The sequence below is a fragment of the Pseudoalteromonas sp. T1lg48 genome (genome assembly GCF_002964785.1).
In the GTDB taxonomy this organism is placed as follows: domain Bacteria; phylum Pseudomonadota; class Gammaproteobacteria; order Enterobacterales; family Alteromonadaceae; genus Pseudoalteromonas.
The window spans coordinates 482,103-499,080 of sequence record NZ_PQCC01000002.1 but is presented as its reverse complement, the minus strand read 5'-3'; the positions used below and the strand labels follow the sequence as shown (position 1 = coordinate 499,080).

14 protein-coding genes and 1 pseudogene are annotated in these 16,978 nt (G+C 52.6%); all 15 read left to right on the top strand.

Annotated elements, in window-relative coordinates:
- Positions 1 to 8: 8 nt before the first annotated feature.
- The 15 genes and pseudogenes from C2M29_RS04125 to ftsA all read left to right on the top strand — a co-directional run bounded on the left by C2M29_RS04125 (position 9) and on the right by ftsA (position 16,968).
- The gene (locus tag C2M29_RS04125; protein ID WP_105188520.1) at positions 9 to 989 is read left to right on the top strand and encodes a glutathione S-transferase family protein; all 981 of its coding nucleotides are present in this window, start codon (positions 9 to 11) and stop codon (positions 987 to 989) included.
- Between the two features lie 500 nt (positions 990 to 1,489).
- Positions 1,490 to 1,948, top strand: a complete 459-nt coding sequence (gene mraZ, locus C2M29_RS04120; RefSeq protein ID WP_105188519.1) for a division/cell wall cluster transcriptional repressor MraZ — start codon at positions 1,490 to 1,492, stop codon at positions 1,946 to 1,948.
- A gap of 23 nt (positions 1,949 to 1,971) precedes the next feature.
- A complete protein-coding gene (rsmH, locus tag C2M29_RS04115) occupies positions 1,972 to 2,910 on the top strand; it encodes a 16S rRNA (cytosine(1402)-N(4))-methyltransferase RsmH (RefSeq protein ID WP_105188518.1) in 939 nt (312 codons plus the stop codon).
- Complete coding sequence (gene ftsL / locus C2M29_RS04110; RefSeq protein ID WP_105188517.1) at positions 2,907 to 3,233, top strand: cell division protein FtsL; 327 nt, start codon at positions 2,907 to 2,909, stop codon at positions 3,231 to 3,233. Before rsmH ends, ftsL begins: the two co-directional genes overlap by 4 nt.
- A complete protein-coding gene (locus tag C2M29_RS04105; protein ID WP_105188516.1) occupies positions 3,230 to 5,053 on the top strand; it encodes a peptidoglycan D,D-transpeptidase FtsI family protein in 1,824 nt (607 codons plus the stop codon). Before ftsL ends, C2M29_RS04105 begins: the two co-directional genes overlap by 4 nt.
- A complete protein-coding gene (gene murE, locus C2M29_RS04100; protein ID WP_105188515.1) occupies positions 5,046 to 6,515 on the top strand; it encodes a UDP-N-acetylmuramoyl-L-alanyl-D-glutamate--2,6-diaminopimelate ligase in 1,470 nt (489 codons plus the stop codon). The genes C2M29_RS04105 and murE overlap by 8 nt, the downstream gene beginning before the upstream one ends.
- Positions 6,512 to 7,896: pseudogene (locus C2M29_RS04095) on the top strand (UDP-N-acetylmuramoyl-tripeptide--D-alanyl-D-alanine ligase). The gene murE and the pseudogene C2M29_RS04095 overlap by 4 nt, the downstream one beginning before the upstream one ends.
- On the top strand, positions 7,896 to 8,978 hold the full coding sequence (mraY, locus tag C2M29_RS04090) for a phospho-N-acetylmuramoyl-pentapeptide-transferase (RefSeq protein WP_105188514.1): 1,083 nt from the start codon (positions 7,896 to 7,898) through the stop codon (positions 8,976 to 8,978). Before C2M29_RS04095 ends, mraY begins: the two are co-directional and overlap by 1 nt.
- The gene (murD, locus tag C2M29_RS04085) at positions 8,979 to 10,313 is read left to right on the top strand and encodes a UDP-N-acetylmuramoyl-L-alanine--D-glutamate ligase (protein ID WP_105188513.1); all 1,335 of its coding nucleotides are present in this window, start codon (positions 8,979 to 8,981) and stop codon (positions 10,311 to 10,313) included.
- Entirely contained in the window at positions 10,310 to 11,530 is a 1,221-nt protein-coding gene (gene ftsW, locus C2M29_RS04080; protein WP_105188512.1) for a cell division protein FtsW, read from the top strand. Before murD ends, ftsW begins: the two co-directional genes overlap by 4 nt.
- The gene (gene murG, locus C2M29_RS04075) at positions 11,527 to 12,582 is read left to right on the top strand and encodes an undecaprenyldiphospho-muramoylpentapeptide beta-N-acetylglucosaminyltransferase (RefSeq protein ID WP_105188511.1); all 1,056 of its coding nucleotides are present in this window, start codon (positions 11,527 to 11,529) and stop codon (positions 12,580 to 12,582) included. The genes ftsW and murG overlap by 4 nt, the downstream gene beginning before the upstream one ends.
- Positions 12,582 to 14,054 (top strand): UDP-N-acetylmuramate--L-alanine ligase, encoded by a 1,473-nt coding sequence (gene murC / locus C2M29_RS04070; protein WP_105188510.1) that lies wholly within the window; start codon positions 12,582 to 12,584, stop codon positions 14,052 to 14,054. Before murG ends, murC begins: the two co-directional genes overlap by 1 nt.
- Positions 14,051 to 14,962 carry a D-alanine--D-alanine ligase gene (locus tag C2M29_RS04065; protein ID WP_105188509.1) on the top strand — a complete coding sequence of 304 codons (912 nt, stop codon included), beginning with the start codon at positions 14,051 to 14,053 and terminating at the stop codon, positions 14,960 to 14,962. The genes murC and C2M29_RS04065 overlap by 4 nt, the downstream gene beginning before the upstream one ends.
- Positions 14,963 to 15,742, top strand: a complete 780-nt coding sequence (locus C2M29_RS04060; RefSeq protein ID WP_105188508.1) for a cell division protein FtsQ/DivIB — start codon at positions 14,963 to 14,965, stop codon at positions 15,740 to 15,742.
- On the top strand, positions 15,739 to 16,968 hold the full coding sequence (ftsA, locus tag C2M29_RS04055; protein WP_105188507.1) for a cell division protein FtsA: 1,230 nt from the start codon (positions 15,739 to 15,741) through the stop codon (positions 16,966 to 16,968). The genes C2M29_RS04060 and ftsA overlap by 4 nt, the downstream gene beginning before the upstream one ends.
- Positions 16,969 to 16,978: the final 10 nt, after the last annotated feature.

Genomic DNA, 16,978 nt, shown 5'->3' with positions numbered 1-16,978 from the left:
AGAGCAGCATGGGATTATTAGTTCAAGGTAAATGGCGTGATCAATGGTATGACACCGAATCGAGTCAGGGTGAATTTAACCGTGAAGCGGCTCAGTTGCGTAACTGGGTGACGGCCGAAGGTGAAGCGGGCCCAAGTGGTGATGCGGGGTTTAAGGCACAAAAGGGGCGCTACCATTTATATGTATCTCTGGCTTGCCCCTGGGCCCATCGCACCCTGATATTTCGCAAACTTAAGGGCCTGGAGAACTACATAGGTGTGTCCGTGGTCAGCCCGGATATGCTCTCAAACGGTTGGACCTTCAATCAAGGAGAAGGTAGTAGCGGCGACGCTTTGTTTGCCAGCGAGTTTATGCACCAGATCTACACGCGTAATAAAGCCGATTATAGCGGTCGGGTGACCGTACCCGTGCTGTGGGACAAACAAACCAACCGCATTGTCAGCAATGAATCAGCGGAAATCATACGCATGTTTAACTCGGCGTTTAACGCCCTGACTGGGGACGAACAAGACTTTTATCCGAGTGAGTTGCGCAGCGAAATAGACGAGATCAACGCCTTTGTTTACGAAAATATCAATAATGGCGTGTATCGCGCCGGTTTTGCCACCTCGCAGCGAGCCTATGAGCAAGCCTTTGATGATTTGTTTAAGGCCCTCGATCATCTGGAGCTGCGCCTGAGTAAGCAGCGCTATTTGGTGGGCAACAGGCTCACCGAGGCAGACTGGCGTTTATTCACTACCTTGATCCGCTTTGATGCCGTGTACTTCGGCCATTTTAAGTGCAACCTGCGCACCATAGAGAGTTATCCGAACTTATCTCAATATGTGCGTGAGCTGTATCAGTACCCGGGTGTGGCCGAAACCACCGATTTTAGCCATATTAAGCGTCACTATTATTTTAGCCATGGGCAAATTAACCCCACCCGCGTGGTGCCTAAGGGACCCAGCCTCGACTTTACTCGCCCTCATAACCGCCGCTTTTTCGCTTAGGCGTGTGGTAATTTATGTCGCGTTGGTAACTACCCGGCGCGACACTCTCTTGTCTGGTTTTTACTTGCTTGCGTCTTTATGTGTAAAATTATCCGAATTCAATCTAGTCCCTTATTAAGGCACTCCGAGGGCAGAAATGGCGGCTAATCACAGCCGGTTTCTGCCTTTTTTACGCTCAATTTTTAATACAAAATACCTAGCTTTTATCCGCTCTAGGGGGCGAATAGCCTGAGCTTTTCAAGGTTAAACTTGAATAAAAAGTGAACGAAAGCAGGGTATCTAATCACTCGATCCACTTTTTTCCACCTAATTCATAGACTTCCCTTAAGGCCGCATTTTATCTAGGGTTTCGCGCCATTTTCCATACTTTCATTGCTTGACAAAAAGCCTTGTCAAGCCCTAGACTGTAGTTCAGTGGGAAATTGTGGGTATAAGTGGATCTTTATGGATCTATGACCCGCAAACAATAATAAGCAACAAACGGACGGCATTTTTAACTCATGTTTCGCGGCACAAGCACACTCAGCCTTGATGACAAGGGCCGGTTTGCGATACCAACCAAGTATCGTAATCAGCTGCTTGCGGATAATGGCGGCGAAATTATATGCACCATCAATATTGGCGACCCCTGTTTGTTGCTTTACTCCCTCAGTGAATGGCAAATCGTTGAACAGCGTCTCGCCGCCCTATCGAATATGAAAGAACGAGCCAAACGCATGCAGCGCTTGGTGCTGGGTAACGCCATGGATTATCAGCTTGATAAGAATGGGCGCGTGTTACTGGCACCGAACCTGCGCGATTATGCGAAACTCGGCAAGAAGATCGTCTTAGTAGGGCAATCGAACAAGTTTGAAATCTGGGATGAGACGTTGTGGCAAGAGCGGATGGCCAAAGATATTGCCATCGAATTAGAACAAGATTTTGATCAGGATGAAGATCTCGGCGATTTTTCATTCTAACTCTATAGGGCGCGAGCACACGCATGAGCGAAGAATTTCAACACATCTCCGTACTGATGACGGAAACCATTGATGCCTTAGCAATTAAGCCAGACGGCATTTACATCGATGGTACCTTTGGCCGTGGCGGCCACTCCAGCGAGATTCTTGCCCGTTTGGGAGAAAAGGGCCGCTTACAGGCCATAGATCAGGACCCTACGGCCATTGCCGCCGCTGAGCGCTTTGCCAACGACCCTCGTTTTAGCATTGCCCATAGTCGCTTTTCGCGCCTTGATGAGGTCGCCGAGGCGGCCGGGATCACCGGCCAGGTCGATGGTATCTTGTTGGATATCGGCGTTTCTTCGCCGCAGCTGGACGATGCCGGACGTGGCTTCAGCTTTATGAAAGACGGCCCGCTGGATATGCGTATGGACCCAAGCCAGGGGCGCAGTGCCGCCCAGTGGTTGGCCGAGGCTGAATTAGAGGACATGGTGTTTGTGTTTAAAAAGTACGGCGAAGAGAAATTTGCCCGCCGTATTGCCACCAAGATCATCGAAACCCGAGCACACACCGAGATTAACTCCACGGCGCAATTGGCCCAGTTAATTGACGAGGCGGTGCCGGTGAAAGACAAACACAAGCACCCGGCCACACGTACCTTTCAGGCCATTCGTATTTATATCAACAGCGAACTAGAAGAGATTCAAACCGCGCTGCAGGCATCTCTGTCGGTGCTTAAACCCGGTGGTCGCCTGGTGGTGATTTCCTTCCATTCGTTGGAAGACCGAATCGTAAAACAATTTATCAAAAAGCAGAGCAAGGGAGAGGCTGTGCCTAGAGGTCTGCCATTAACCGACGCACAATTAAAGAAAGAACTGACGTTAAAGGCAGTAGGCAAAGCCATTAAGCCGAGTGATGAAGAGATCGCTCGCAATAGCCGTGCGCGCAGCTCCGTCCTTCGTGTAGCCGAGAGATTGGGATGAGCCAACAACCAGTAAAACGCCAACCAAACCTCTTCGTCGAGATTATACGGGGATTGATTGACAACAAGCTAACGTTGGGGCTGCTTTTTTCTATTCTGTTCAGTGCGTTAGCCATAGTCCAGGTAACGCACTTATCACGGGCGCAGCTGATTGCTCAAGACAAGCTGCTGCAAGAACGTGACGAGCTTGACCTAAATTGGCGTTATTTATTGGTAGAAGAAGAATTTTATTCTCAGCATGCACGGATTGAGCAAATTGCCACCGAGCAGCTGAATATGAAGCGACCAACCAGTGAAGATGAAGAAGTGGTGATAGTGCCATGAGAGCAGCGAAACGCAAAAGCAATGCAAACAATTTAATTACCTGGCGTTTTGTGCTGGTATGCGCTGCTGTGCTGCTGGTTTTTGTGACGCTGGTGGCCCGTGCCGCCTATTTGCAGGTGATCGAGCCGGATAAGGCGCGCAGTGAAAATGCTAAGCGCACCGTAAGGGTAGAAAAGTTGCATGTGCAGCGCGGCATGATCTTCGACCGTCAGGGCAAAGAGCTGGCTGTAAGTGTGCCCGTGGTCAGCGTTTATGCCGACCCTAAGGCTATCGACAAGTACCTGCAAAGCAAGGTGGTGAAGCGCGCGAAAAAGCAAGGGGAAGATCCGCAGGATATCCTCGACCGTCCGGCTCACCTGGCCGAACTTAAGACCGCCTTTTACAAGCAGGATATGCGCTGGCGCGAGCTTGCCGATGTGTTGCGCCTAGAGCGTGCCAATGTTGATACCCGCTTAACCGGCGACAAAGACCGTCGATTTATCTACCTAAAACGTCAGGTAACACCGGCGGTGGCCAACTATATCGATGAGCTGAATCTGCCCGGTGTGCACCTGCTTGACGAGTCCAAACGTTATTACCCAGCCGGTGAAGTCACCGCCCATGTACTCGGTTTTACCAATATCGACGGCCATGGTATCGAGGGCATCGAAAAGCTCTATGACGAAGCGCTGACCGGTACCGAAGGGCGCCGCACTATTCGTAAGGATGCCCGTGGCCGCGAAGTTGCCGTCTTGGACGAGCGCCAGCGCGTGGAGCCGGAAGACATTCAGCTGTCTATCGATCAGCGTATTCAGGTTATTGCCTACAAAGCGCTTAAATCTGCGGTACTGACCTATAAGGCAACATCCGGCTCCGCCATGGTGGTGGATGTTAAAACCGGCGAGATCCTGGCCATGGTTAACAGTCCTTCGTTTAATCCCAATAATTTGGAAGATGCGGCGCCCCATAAACGTCGTAACCGCGCTATTACCGACCTGTTCGAGCCGGGTTCAACCATTAAACCGCTGACTATCCTGGCCGGTTTGGATTATGGCAATATCGACGCCAACGATACCATAGACACCTATCCGGGCTGGATGCGTGTTGGTGGCAGCCTGGTACAAGACACCCGTAACCGTGGCGAGATGTCACTGCGCGAGATCCTCAAGGTTTCAAGTAACATGGGTGTGGCGAAGATCTCCCAAGATCTGCCTAAAGATTATTTTGTTGGCCTGTTCGAGCGCGTAGGCTTTGGCAGCGACACCGGCACCGGTATGATAGGCGAAAGCAGCGGCCTGTTTTATCCAAACCGCCGTTGGTCCGATTTTGAAATTGCCACGCTGTCGTTCGGTTATGCCATTTCGGTGAGCACGGCCCAGTTGGCGCGCTTTTATGCGACCCTGGGTGCCGGCGGCATTTCACGCCCTCTGACCATATTAAAACAAGAAGAACCCTTACCCGGAGAGCGTGTTTTTCAAGAACAAGACGCTAAAGCCGTTGTCGAAATGATGGAAAGCGTATTTGAGAAGGGCGGCACCGCATCCAAGGTGAAGGTCGACGGTTATCGCGTCGCGGCGAAGACAGGTACATCTAAGAAAGCGGTTGCCGGCGGATACGGCGACGAATATGTCGGCTATTTTGCCGGTGTCGGTCCGGTCAGCGACCCGCGCCTGGCTGTGGTGGTCATGGTCAACGAACCCGGTGGTGATGTGTATTATGGCGGTGCCACCGCGGGTCCGGCCTTTGCTGAAATCATTTCCAATGCGCTGCGTATTCTGAACGTGGCGCCCGATTTAGAACCGGTAGCCAACCTAGCAGTAAAAGGAGGTGGAGATGCGTAATCTTCGCGAAGTACTCGCCCCTTGGGGAATCGATACCGAGATAGGCTTGGTCAACGAATTACAATTAGATAGTCGCCGCGTTCAACGTGGCGATGTGTTTGTGGCCATTAAAGGTCATCAACTCGACGGCGGTCAGTTTGCTCAGCAAGCCATCGCCCAAGGCGCCAGTGCGGTGATTGCCGACAGTCGCTGTGAACTAAATTGCGACGATGCGCGCATTATCGTCATTGATCGTCTCAGCCTGCGTTTAAGCGAGCTGGCGGCGAGCTTTTATGGCCAGCCCAGTCATGCCTTCGATTTGGTCGGGGTAACCGGCACCAATGGCAAGTCATCGACTACGGCGATGATCGCCACCCTGGCTCAGCATTGCCAACATCCCAGTGCCATTATCGGTACCTTAGGCTGGGGTGAGCTGGACAAGCTCAATGAACTGGCCAACACCACACCCTCGAGTGTTGAGCTGCAGCAGATCTTTGCTCAGCTAAAAGAGCAGCAAAAAGAGCTGGTGGCGATGGAAGTGTCGTCTCATGGCCTGATCCAGGGACGTGTTGCCAACAGTCGTTTTAAGGCCGCAGTGTTCACCAATTTATCCCGTGATCACCTCGACTACCATGGTGATATGCAAAGCTACGGCGATGCCAAGCTGATCCTGATGCGTGATTGCGATGCCGAGTTGGTGGTGCTCAATCAGGACGATGCGGTGGCACAGACCTGGCTGGAAAAATATGAATTTCCCGAGTTGGTGGTGTATGGCCGTAAAACGCTGCCACCCACCCATGGCCGTTATCTGTATTTCAGCAAGGTGCAATTCCTTCCCCATGGCTTGAAGGCGCATATCGAAAGCAGTTGGGGCGAGGGTGAAGTCACCTTACCGCTGTTTGGCGAGTTTAACCTGTATAATCTGGGGGCCGCGCTGGCCACTTTGTTGGGACTGGGCTATCCACTAGAGCAGTTGTTGGCTGCCTGCAAACAACTACAGCCCATCGCCGGACGCATGCAGGCCTACAGCGCCGCTAACGGTCTGACCTGTGTGGTTGATTATGCTCATACGCCCGATGCCATCGAATTGGCCCTACAGGCGCTGCATCAGCATGCGTCAGGCAAGGTTACCTGTGTGTTCGGCTGTGGCGGCGACCGCGACAAGGGCAAGCGTCCATTAATGGCGAAGGCGGCGCAAAAGTACGCCGATCGTATTGTGGTAACCAGTGACAATCCGCGCAGCGAAGACCCACAAGCCATCCTCGATGATATCCGCGCTGGTTTCAGTGCCAACGTCGATGTGCAGTATGAAATTGACCGAGCCAATGCCATTGCTTTGGCTATCACTCAGGCGCAGCCGGGCGATATTGTCCTTATTGCTGGCAAGGGTCACGAGGATTACCAGATTATCGGCGATCAGGTATTGCCATTTTGTGATCGCACCTTGGTGCAGCAGTTATTGGCACAAGGAGCAACATCATGATTAGTATGGACTTAGATTGGTTAGCCAAAACCTTAGGAATCAGCTATCAGGGCAGTAATTGCACCCTGAGCAATATTAATACCGATACCCGCACTCTGTGCGCCGGCGAGGTTTTTTTGGCACTGCAAGGCCCTAACTTTGATGGCCACAACTTTATCGATGTCGCCGAGCGTCAAGGCGCGGTGGCAGTGATTGTGGCTCATCCGGTAGAAACCCACTTACCTCAGCTGGTGGTAGCCGACACCCGTATTGCCCTAGGGCAAATTGGCGCCGCGGTAAAAGCCTTCGTTGCGCCAAAAACCATCGCCATTACCGGCAGTGTGGGTAAAACCACGGTAAAAGAGATGTGTGCCGCCATCTTGGCACAAAAAGGCCCGGTGCTGGCCACCAAGGGCAACTTTAATAACGACATCGGTGTACCACTGACCTTGTTGCGTCTTGAGCCTCAGCATCAATACGCTGTGATCGAGCTCGGTGCCAATCATCTTGGCGAAATTGCCTATACCACGGCTTTGACCAAGCCGGATGTGGCTGTGGTTTGTAATGTGGCCGAGGCGCACCTCGAAGGCTTTGGCTCCCTGCAGGGCGTGGCCACCGCCAAAGGCGAAATTTTCACGGGCCTGGCAGAGGACGGTGTGGCGGTGATCAATGCCGACAGCGAGTTTAAACAACAATGGCTCGATGGCCTGGGGACTCGCCGGGTTAAACAGTTTTCAACCAGCGAACACCTGGATGTATGGGCCGAAGAGGTGACATTAGACGCCTTGGCTCGGCCTTCCTTTATGCTTTGCAATGCTGATGAGCGGGTGCCCGTGACCCTGGCCATGCCCGGCCAGCACAATGTCACCAACGTGTTGATAGCGGCGGCATTAACCAGCAGCCTGGGCTGTCGCCTGGCGGACGTGGCTAGTGGCCTGGCCAACATGGCGCAGGTGAAAGGGCGCGTGAATATTATCGAGGTAACAAGTCAGCTTACAGTCATTGACGATACTTACAATGCCAACGTGAGATCGGTACAAGCGGCCATTGACTTATTGGCGCAAGTGCCTGGTTTCAGGGTATTAGCTCTCGGCGACATGAATGAACTCGGCGAAGGCGCTCGTGAATACCATCAACAAGTAGGTGAATATGCCAAGCAAAAAGGCATTGAAGCCGTCTATTCTCTGGGCGTATTAAGCCGTACGCCAGTGATGTCTATGAACAAGCCGGACGCCACTTTTCTGGGCGCGACCAACTTCTTGAGCAAATGCTTAAGGACTTACGACATACACAACAAAAAATTACGGTAGTCGTGAAGGGATCGCGCAGTTCTCGCATGGAGCTTTTAGTGGAAGATTTAGTGGCGCATGGCAAACAGTTAGCCGGCGAGGGAGAGAAGTAATGTTAGTGTGGCTGGCTGAATACCTAACCCAGTTTTACAGCGGGTTTAATGTATTTTCTTATTTAACGCTTCGAGCCATCTTAGGAATTTTGACGGCGCTGATGCTGTCTTTGTATTTTGGTCCGAAACTCATTGCCGCATTGCAGCGCATGCAGATCGGTCAAACCGTACGTGACGACGGTCCGCAGTCTCACTTAAGCAAGTCGGGCACCCCAACCATGGGGGGCTTGCTGATCCTGGGGGCAATTTTTGTCAGTACCCTGTTATGGGCCGATTTAAGCAATAAATACGTGTGGGCCACCTTGTTTGTGATTGGCTCACTCGGCGTGGTGGGCTTTATTGATGATTATCGCAAAGTTATTCGTAAAGACCCGAAGGGCTTGATTGCCAAATGGAAATACTTCTGGCAATCGGTGATTGCCCTGGTCGTTGCCTTTGCCCTGTATGCCAGCTCGCAGCAGGCGGCGGAAACCGCCCTGATAGTGCCTTTCTTTAAAGACGTGATGCCGCAACTGGGCCTCTTTTACATCATCATGACCTATTTCGTCGTGGTGGGTACGTCCAATGCCGTAAACCTTACCGACGGCCTTGACGGCTTGGCCATAGTGCCAACCATTTTAGTGGCCTCGGCGCTGGCGATCATGGCCTATGTGACCGGTCATGCGAACTTTTCAAGCTATCTGCACCTGCCGCATCTGCCGCTGACCAGTGAACTGGTTGTGGTCTGTACCGCCATCGTCGGTGCCGGCCTGGGCTTCTTGTGGTTTAACACCTATCCGGCACAGGTCTTTATGGGCGATGTGGGCTCTTTGGCCCTGGGTGGTGCGCTTGGCATTATCGCCGTGTTGGTGCGTCAGGAGTTGGTGTTAGTGATTATGGGCGGGGTCTTCGTGATGGAGGCTGTGTCGGTGATCCTGCAGGTGGGCTCATATAAGTTACGGGGCGAGCGGATATTCCGCATGGCGCCTATTCACCACCATTACGAATTAAAGGGCTGGCCGGAGCCGCGTGTTATCGTGCGCTTTTGGATTATTTCTATCGTGCTGGTACTTGCTGGATTGGCAACACTGAAGATTAGGTAAATGGGCTATATCAAGACGCTTAAAAATAAACGTATTGCGGTGCTTGGGCTGGGTGTTTCCGGCCTGGGCACAGTGCGTTTTTTGCATGCCCATAAGTTAGCGCCGGTGCTGATCGACTCGCGCCAACAGGTGCCCACGCAACTGTGGTTAGACTCTTACGTACCGCACCTGGAGCAACGTTTTGGTTCCTTGGCTGATGCCGACCTGACATCCTTCGATTTAATCTTGATTGGTCCGGGACTTGCCCTGGCCACCCCCGAGGTGCAGCAAGCCATTGCCGCCGGTGTGGAGGTGATCGGCGATGTTGAGCTATTTGCCCGTATCAATACCAAGCCGGTGCTGGCGGTGACCGGCTCTAACGGCAAGTCGACCGTGGTTTCCCTGCTGGCCAAAGTGCTCGAGCGCGGCGGTCTGCATATTGGTCTTGGTGGTAATATCGGTACTGCGGTATTGGATTTACTGGCCCAGGACGCCGATGCCTATGTTTTAGAATTGTCGAGCTTCCAGCTGGAAACAACCTCCAGCCTAGCAGCGAAAAGCGCCTGTATTTTGAATCTGTGTGAAGACCACATGGACAGATATGAGGATATGGGCGGCTATATAGATGCCAAGCAGCGTATTTATCAGGGCTGTGAGTTTGCCGTTTACAATAGCGACGACGCCGCCACCGAGCCGCAGCAGGATAATACCGCCGAGCGCATGAGCTTTGGCCTAGACAAGGGCGACTACCATATCATGATGCACGAGGGTGAAGCCTACTTTGCCTTTCGTCAACAGCCTATTTTGCCCTGTGCCAGCAGTTTGTTGCCCGGCAGTCATAACCGTTTAAACGTGCTGGCAGTGATGGCCTTATGTCATCCTTTCGCCTTTGACGCCGGCGTGTTTGAGCGGGCGTTGCAGGAATTCACCGGCTTGGATCACCGCTGCCAGTATGTCGATACCCTCGATGGGGTACGCTACTTCAACGATTCTAAGGCCACCAATGTGGGGGCTACCATAGCCGCGATTAACGGCTTTGCCGACGAACCGGGACGCTTGATTTTAATTGCCGGTGGCGATGCCAAGGGGGCCGATTTGACGCCTTTGCAACAGCCGCTGGTCAACCAGGTCGATGAACTGATTTGTTTGGGTAAAGATGGTGCCGCCATTGCAGCACTCAAGCCCGGTGCTCATCAGGTCAGTGATATGGCCGCAGCGGTGCGTTGCGCCAAAGCCTGCGCTCGTGCTGGCGACATTGTTTTACTGGCACCGGCCTGTGCCAGTCTGGATATGTATGCCAATTACATGATGCGCGGTAACGACTTTGCACAACAGGTGCATGAGGGGGAGGCATGAGTTGGGATCGCATTAAAGACCTCTTGCATCTGAAACCCTCGGGCCAGTTGTATGACGTTCCCCTGCTTTATACCCTGCTGTGTTTGGTAGGGATTGGTTTTGTGATGGTAACCAGTGCGTCCATGCCAGAAGCCGAGCGCCTGTTCGATAACCCGTATCATATTATGGTGCGTCAGGCGGTGTTTATGGTGATGGCGCTATTTTTATTTATCCTGGCAACCAGTGTAAAAATGCAATGGTGGAAGGTCGCCAACACCTACCTGCTATTTATGGGGTTGGGACTCTTGGTTGCGGTGCTGGTGCTCGGCAATGAAATCAATGGCTCGAAGCGTTGGATCCCCTTCGGCCCCATTAATATTCAGGCCTCGGAAGTGGCTAAGCTGTTTTTCTTTAGTTACCTGGCCGGCTATCTGGTGCGTAAGCGCGACGAGGTGCAGGAAAACTTTAAGGGTTTTGTGAAGCCCATCAGTGTCTTTGTTGTGTATGCCGGTTTGATCCTGTTACAGCCGGATCTTGGCACCGTGGTGGTGATGTTTGTGACCACGGTCGGCTTACTGTTTTTGGCCGGTGCCAAATTGTGGCAGTTCTTTGCCCTGATGCTCTCGGGTATCGGCTTGGTGATCGCCTTAATCGTATTTGAGCCTTACCGTTGGGCCCGAGTAGTGGGCTTCTTGGAACCTTGGGATGATCCCTTTGGTAAAGGGTATCAATTGGTGCAATCACTGATGGCCTACGGCCAAGGTGGCTGGTTTGGCCAAGGCCTGGGCAACAGCGTGCAGAAGCTGCAATACATGCCCCATGCTCACAATGACTTTATTTTTGCCGTGGTTGCCGAAGAGCTAGGCTTTGTCGGTGTATTCACTGTGTTGGTGTTACTGGGTACCTTGGTATTTAGAGCACTGCTGATAGGCCAACGTGCACTTAAGGCCAATAAAGAATATGAAGGCTATTTGGCTTTGGGCATAGGTATTTGGTTTGCATTCCAGTCCATGGTCAATGTTGGCGCCAGCGCCGGAATTTTGCCAACCAAGGGGCTGACCTTGCCCTTTATCTCTTACGGTGGCTCCAGTTTGCTGGTGATGGCCATTGCCGCCGGGGTATTATTCCGCATCGATTTTGAAACCAAGATGGCAACTAAGCAGGCGACCTCCAGGGGCAATGCCCGTGGGCATCGTCGTGTTGCACCCAGCCCTACAGCAGTACAGGAGGCAGCATGAATAAAACCTTAGTAGTGGTTGCCGGTGGCACAGGCGGACACATTTTCCCGGGCATCGCCGTGGCCCAATACCTGCGCGAGCAAGATTGGGATGTCTCCTGGATAGGCACAGATGATAGAATGGAAGCCGATGTGGTGCCCAAGCACGGTATCGACATCGACTTTATTCGCGCTCAGGGCGTCCGTGGTAACGGCTTAAAGCGCCTTTTCCAAGCGCCGCTTATGATAACTAAGGCATTTTTTGCGGCGCGGAAGATTTTAAAGAAACGTCGTCCTGCGGCGGTGTTAGCCATGGGTGGTTATGTCACCGGGCCTGTGGGTCTGGCGGCGAAGAGTTTGGGGATCCCCTTGGTGATCCATGAACAAAATGCCGTGGCCGGTATGAGTAATAAGTTGCTGGCCAAGCTGGCCAATACCTGTTTGGGAGCCTTCCCCGGTGCTCTGCCACAAAGTGACTTTCAAGTGGTGGGTAACCCGGTACGTCAGTCGCTAATGAATATTGCCCCGGCCGAGGTCAACGCCCCGATCAACATCCTGGTAGTGGGTGGCTCTTTGGGAGCGCAGGTGTTAAATGACACCTTGCCAGCGGTGTTTGCCGAGCTGGCGAAAAAGCATAGCCTGGCGTTGTGGCATCAAACCGGTAAGGGTCGTTCCAGCAAGGTGCAGGAGCAATACCAGATACATCAGCTTGACGCCAAGGTCAGCGACTTTATTGACGATATGGATGCCGCCTACGCCTGGGCCGACATGGTTATTTGCCGTGCCGGCGCCCTGACCGTCAGTGAAGTGGCGGCGGCCGGACGCATGGCCTTGTTTGTGCCTTATCCTCATGCCGTGGATGACCATCAAACCGCTAATGCCCAGTATTTGGTGCGCGGAGATGCGGCCTTGTGTATGCAGCAGGGCGCTTTTCATCAAGCCGCCGTGGTTGAGGCGCTGGCGCCCTATTTTCAGCAACCGGAATTAATTACCGAGATGGGTAAGCGCGCCAAAGCGCTGGCCAAACTCGAGGCAACCGCAGCGGTTGCAAAACAATGTGAGCAGTATAGTTAATGACAGTAACAACAGGCACAGCCCAACAGCAGGGCACGCAACAACAGGGTCAGCGACCGGCCATGCGTCGCGTTGAAACCATTCACTTTATCGGTATCGGTGGTGCTGGTATGGGTGGTATTGCCGAGGTTCTAGCCTATGAAGGGTATCGCATCACAGGCTCGGATATCGCCCAAAGTGCGATGACGGAACGCCTGATCAAAGCGGGCGCCGAGGTGTTTATCGGTCATGATCAGAACAATGTTAAAGATGCCTCTGTAGTGGTTGTCTCCACCGCCATCAATGAGCAGAATCCAGAGATTATCGCCGCCCGTAATGCCCGTATTCCTATCGTGCGTCGTGCGGAGATGTTGGCCGAACTTATGCGTTTTCGCCATGGTATAGCCATTGCCGGCACCCATGGTAAAACTACCACCACCAGTCTGGTTGCCAGTATTTTTGCCGAGGCTAAGCTGGATCCCACCTTTATTATTGGCGGCTTGCTTAATAGCGCAGGCAGTAATGCCCGAGTGGGTTCGAGTCGTTTCTTAATTGCCGAAGCGGATGAAAGCGATGCCTCCTTCTTGCACCTGCAGCCCATGGTTTCTGTGATCACCAATATTGAAGAAGATCATATGGATACCTACGAGGGCAGCCTGGAAAAGATGAAGGACACCTATGTGGAGTTCATTCATAACCTGCCGTTTTATGGTTTGGCCGTGGTCTGTATCGACTCGCCGGTTGCCCGTGAGCTGATCCCGCGCTTTTCCCGTCAGGTAATCACCTATGGTGAGCATGAAGATGCTGACTATCGCATGGCTGATTTCAGCCAGGATGCCAGTACCTGCTCCTTTACCGTGACCTCGAAGCAGGGGGAGCGCCTTGAGGTGACTCTGAATATGCCGGGCAAACACAATGCTCTGAACGCCACCGCGGCGATCGCCGTCGCCAAGGATGAAGGCATAGGCGACACCGCGATTTTACAAGCGTTGGAGAAGTTTGAAGGCATTGGCCGTCGCTTCCAGCATTACGGTGAATTCACCAATGAGCGCGGTAAGGTGATGTTGGTGGATGATTATGGTCATCACCCCAGTGAGGTAGCGGCCACCATTAAGGCGGCCCGCGATGGTTGGCCACAAAAACGCCTGGTGATGATTTATCAGCCGCACCGCTATAGCCGCACCCGTGATCTGTACGAAGACTTCGTTAAGGTGTTGGGCGACGTCGATCAGCTTATTTTGCTCGATGTTTATGCCGCCGGAGAAGAGCCGATTGTGGGTGCCGACTCCAAGAGTCTGTGTCGCAGCCTGCGCCAGCGCGGTAAGGAACCTCTGCACGTGGCCGACAACAATGAGTTGGCAAGCGTCTTAGCCACCACCTTGGCCGATGACGATCTGGTGATCACCCAAGGTGCGGGCAACATAGGTCAGCTAGTGAAAAAGCTGGCCGCAACCGAATTACAGATTGAAAAGTTACAGCAGGTGTCGTCATGAATCAGCCATTTGGCAAAGTAGCAGTTTTACTAGGTGGTTCATCTGCCGAGCGCGAAGTGTCGCTTAAATCCGGTGCCGCCGTGCACGCGGCTCTGGTTGAGGCCGGTGTCGATGCGCACCAGTTTGACCCGGCACAGCGACCCTTGCATGAGCTTGCTCAAGAGGGCTTTGAGCGCGTATTTATCGCCTTGCATGGTCGTGGCGGTGAAGATGGCACCCTGCAAGGGGCTTTGGAATTTATGGGTTTGCCCTACACGGGCTCAAGCGTATTGGGCTCGGCCCTGGCGATGGATAAAATTCGTTGTAAACACCTGTTTCAGGTGGCGGGTCTGCGCACTGCACCTTACGTGGTGGTGTCGAAAAGCCAAGGCTTTGATTGTGACCAGATTATGGCGCAACTGGGTCATGTGATGGTGAAACCTTCCCACGAGGGCTCGAGCATCGGCATGGCCGAGGCGAACAATGCCGAGGAATTAGCGCAGGCGCTAGAGGCCGCATTTAAGTTTGATGACGAGGTGTTGGTGGAGCAGTGGCTGAGCGGTCGCGAATTTACCGTATCGATTTTGGCCGACAAGGCGCTGCCGGTTATTGAAATGCGCACGCCGAGCGGTTTTTATGACTATCAGGCCAAGTATCAATCAAGCACCACGGAGTATTTCTGCCCAGCGGATCTGAGCGCAGCGCAAACGGCGCAGCTGCAAGAAATGGCGGAGCAGGCCTTTAATCTGGTGGGAGCCAAAGGCTGGGGCCGAGTCGATGCCATGCAAGGCGATGATGGCGAGTTTTACCTGCTTGAGGTTAATACCGTGCCTGGGATGACGGAAAAATCCCTGGTGCCAATGGCGGCCAAGGCTACGGGTGTAGATTTCACCGCGCTAGTGGTAAAAATATTGGAGCAAACTCTGTAAATGGCGACATGGAGAGAAAAGCTGAAAGAACTAAAACAAGGAACGAATTGGTCCTTGCTGTTTGGTTTGAGTTTTTTTCTGCTGGTGGTGTTCATGGTGCTGAAGTTGACCTTCAACTTCTCCGATTGGCTGGTCCGTGATAAGGACGCCCAGCTTAAGCAGTTGCAGGTTTTAGGCGAACCCAAATACACCGCCGAACGCGCCATTATCGAGGCCATTAAACAGGCGGATTTGGATAGCTTTTTTGAGCTCGATGTAAAGCAGGTGCAGGAGTTGGTCACCGATTTACCTTGGGTTGCCAGTGCCTCGGTACGTAAGCAATGGCCGGACACCTTGCAGGTGTATGTGGTGGAGCACCAGGCGGTAGCGTTTTGGAATGATGACCAACTGCTCAATAGTCGGGGGCAGGTGTTCACCGCGCCGCAGGATGGCATAAAAGATCGGCTGCCTAGCTTGTTCGGCCCCGAAGGCAGCGAGTTGGAGGCCTGGCAGACCTTTAATCGCTTTGAGGAGCTGTTTGCGGTGAACGGGCTGAAACTATCGAGTCTGGCGTTGTCGGAGCGTTTTGCCTGGCAGCTGTGGTTGGATAACGGCATTCGCCTTAATTTAGGGCGAGATGATAAAGCTAAACGCGTACAAAGATTTATTGATGTCTACCCGCACTTGAAAAAACGTCAAGATGTACAAGTAGATGTCGTTGATTTGCGATATGATACCGGGCTTGCGGTGCAGTTTAAGCCGCTGGCAGTAACGGAAGAAGAACAAAAGAGTAAGGTATGACCAAGTCAGTAGAACGTAACCTTGTTATCGGTTTGGATGTGGGCACCTCGAAAGTGGTGGCTACGGTCGGTGAAATCACCGATGACAACAAGCTCAGCATTGTTGGTGTGGGCCGCCAGGTATCCCATGGCATGGATAAGGGTGGCGTGAATGACTTGAACCTGGTGTCTGAGTCTATCCGTCGCGCCATCGATGAAGCAGAGCTAATGGCCGACTGCCGCATCAGCTCTGTGTATCTGGGTATTTCCGGTAAGCACATTCAATGTCAGAACGAAACCGGTGTAGTTGCAATTAACAACACCGAAGTGACCGATGAAGACATCGACAATGTGATTCACATTGCCCGCTCAGTGCCAATTTCAGCCGAACGCAAAATGCTGCATGCCTTGCCACAGGAATACAGCATCGACATGCAAGAGGGCATTAAAAACCCACTGGGCATGAGCGGCGTGCGTATGGAAGCCAAGGCCCATATCATTACCTGTTCCAATGACATGGCGAAGAACATCGAAAAGTGTGTCGAACGCTGTGGCTTACAGGTTGATCAGCTTATTTTCAATGCGTTGGCATCTTGTTATTCGGTACTGACCGAGGACGAGAAAGAGCTGGGCGTAGCGGTACTGGATATCGGTGGCGGTACCATGGACATCACCATCTATATTAACGGTGCCTTACGTCATTCCGCGGTGATCCCGGTGGCGGGTAACCAGGTAACCGGTGATATCGCCAAAATTTTCCGTACTCCTATTTCTCATGCCGAAGCCATTAAGGTGCAGCACGCTTGTGCCAGCAGCCAAATGGCCAGTAATGAAGAACAAATTGAAGTACCTAGCGTTGGCGGACGTCCTTCGCGTATTATGTCGCGCCACACCTTATCCGAGGTGGTTGAGCCGCGTTTTAGAGAGTTATTTGAACTGGCGCTCGAAGAAATTCGTCGCTCCGGTTTTGAAGATCAAATTGCTGCCGGATTGGTTGTTACCGGCGGCAGTGCAAAGATGACCGGTGCTTTGGAAGTGGCAGAAGACATCTTCCAAATGCCGGTACGTATCGGTAGTCCACTAGGGATAACGGGATTAACCGATTATGTAAGCGATCCCTCATTTGCAACCGCCGTAGGTTTGTTACAATATGGTCGGACCATGCAGTCGATCAACGCAACGAAATCGAAAGCGGACGAGGGTAACTGGTGGAGCCGTATTACTAAATGGTTCCAGGGTGAGTTTTAGTACTCAAGTC

Bases quoted from the DNA above. Each gene is read 5' to 3' on its own strand.
- ftsW (WP_105188512.1), top strand. From the start codon at position 10,310: ATGAGTTGGGATCGCATTAAAGACCTCTTGCATCTGAAACCCTCGGGC.
- ftsL (WP_105188517.1), top strand. From the start codon at position 2,907: ATGAGCCAACAACCAGTAAAACGCCAACCAAACCTCTTCGTCGAGATT.
- C2M29_RS04125 (WP_105188520.1), top strand. From the start codon at position 9: ATGGGATTATTAGTTCAAGGTAAATGGCGTGATCAATGGTATGACACC.
- rsmH (WP_105188518.1), top strand. From the start codon at position 1,972: ATGAGCGAAGAATTTCAACACATCTCCGTACTGATGACGGAAACCATT.
- murG (WP_105188511.1), top strand. From the start codon at position 11,527: ATGAATAAAACCTTAGTAGTGGTTGCCGGTGGCACAGGCGGACACATT.
- murC (WP_105188510.1), top strand. From the start codon at position 12,582: ATGACAGTAACAACAGGCACAGCCCAACAGCAGGGCACGCAACAACAG.
- murD (WP_105188513.1), top strand. From the start codon at position 8,979: ATGGGCTATATCAAGACGCTTAAAAATAAACGTATTGCGGTGCTTGGG.
- mraY (WP_105188514.1), top strand. From the start codon at position 7,896: ATGTTAGTGTGGCTGGCTGAATACCTAACCCAGTTTTACAGCGGGTTT.
- C2M29_RS04105 (WP_105188516.1), top strand. From the start codon at position 3,230: ATGAGAGCAGCGAAACGCAAAAGCAATGCAAACAATTTAATTACCTGG.
- murE (WP_105188515.1), top strand. From the start codon at position 5,046: ATGCGTAATCTTCGCGAAGTACTCGCCCCTTGGGGAATCGATACCGAG.
- mraZ (WP_105188519.1), top strand. From the start codon at position 1,490: ATGTTTCGCGGCACAAGCACACTCAGCCTTGATGACAAGGGCCGGTTT.
- C2M29_RS04065 (WP_105188509.1), top strand. From the start codon at position 14,051: ATGAATCAGCCATTTGGCAAAGTAGCAGTTTTACTAGGTGGTTCATCT.
- C2M29_RS04060 (WP_105188508.1), top strand. From the start codon at position 14,963: ATGGCGACATGGAGAGAAAAGCTGAAAGAACTAAAACAAGGAACGAAT.
- ftsA (WP_105188507.1), top strand. From the start codon at position 15,739: ATGACCAAGTCAGTAGAACGTAACCTTGTTATCGGTTTGGATGTGGGC.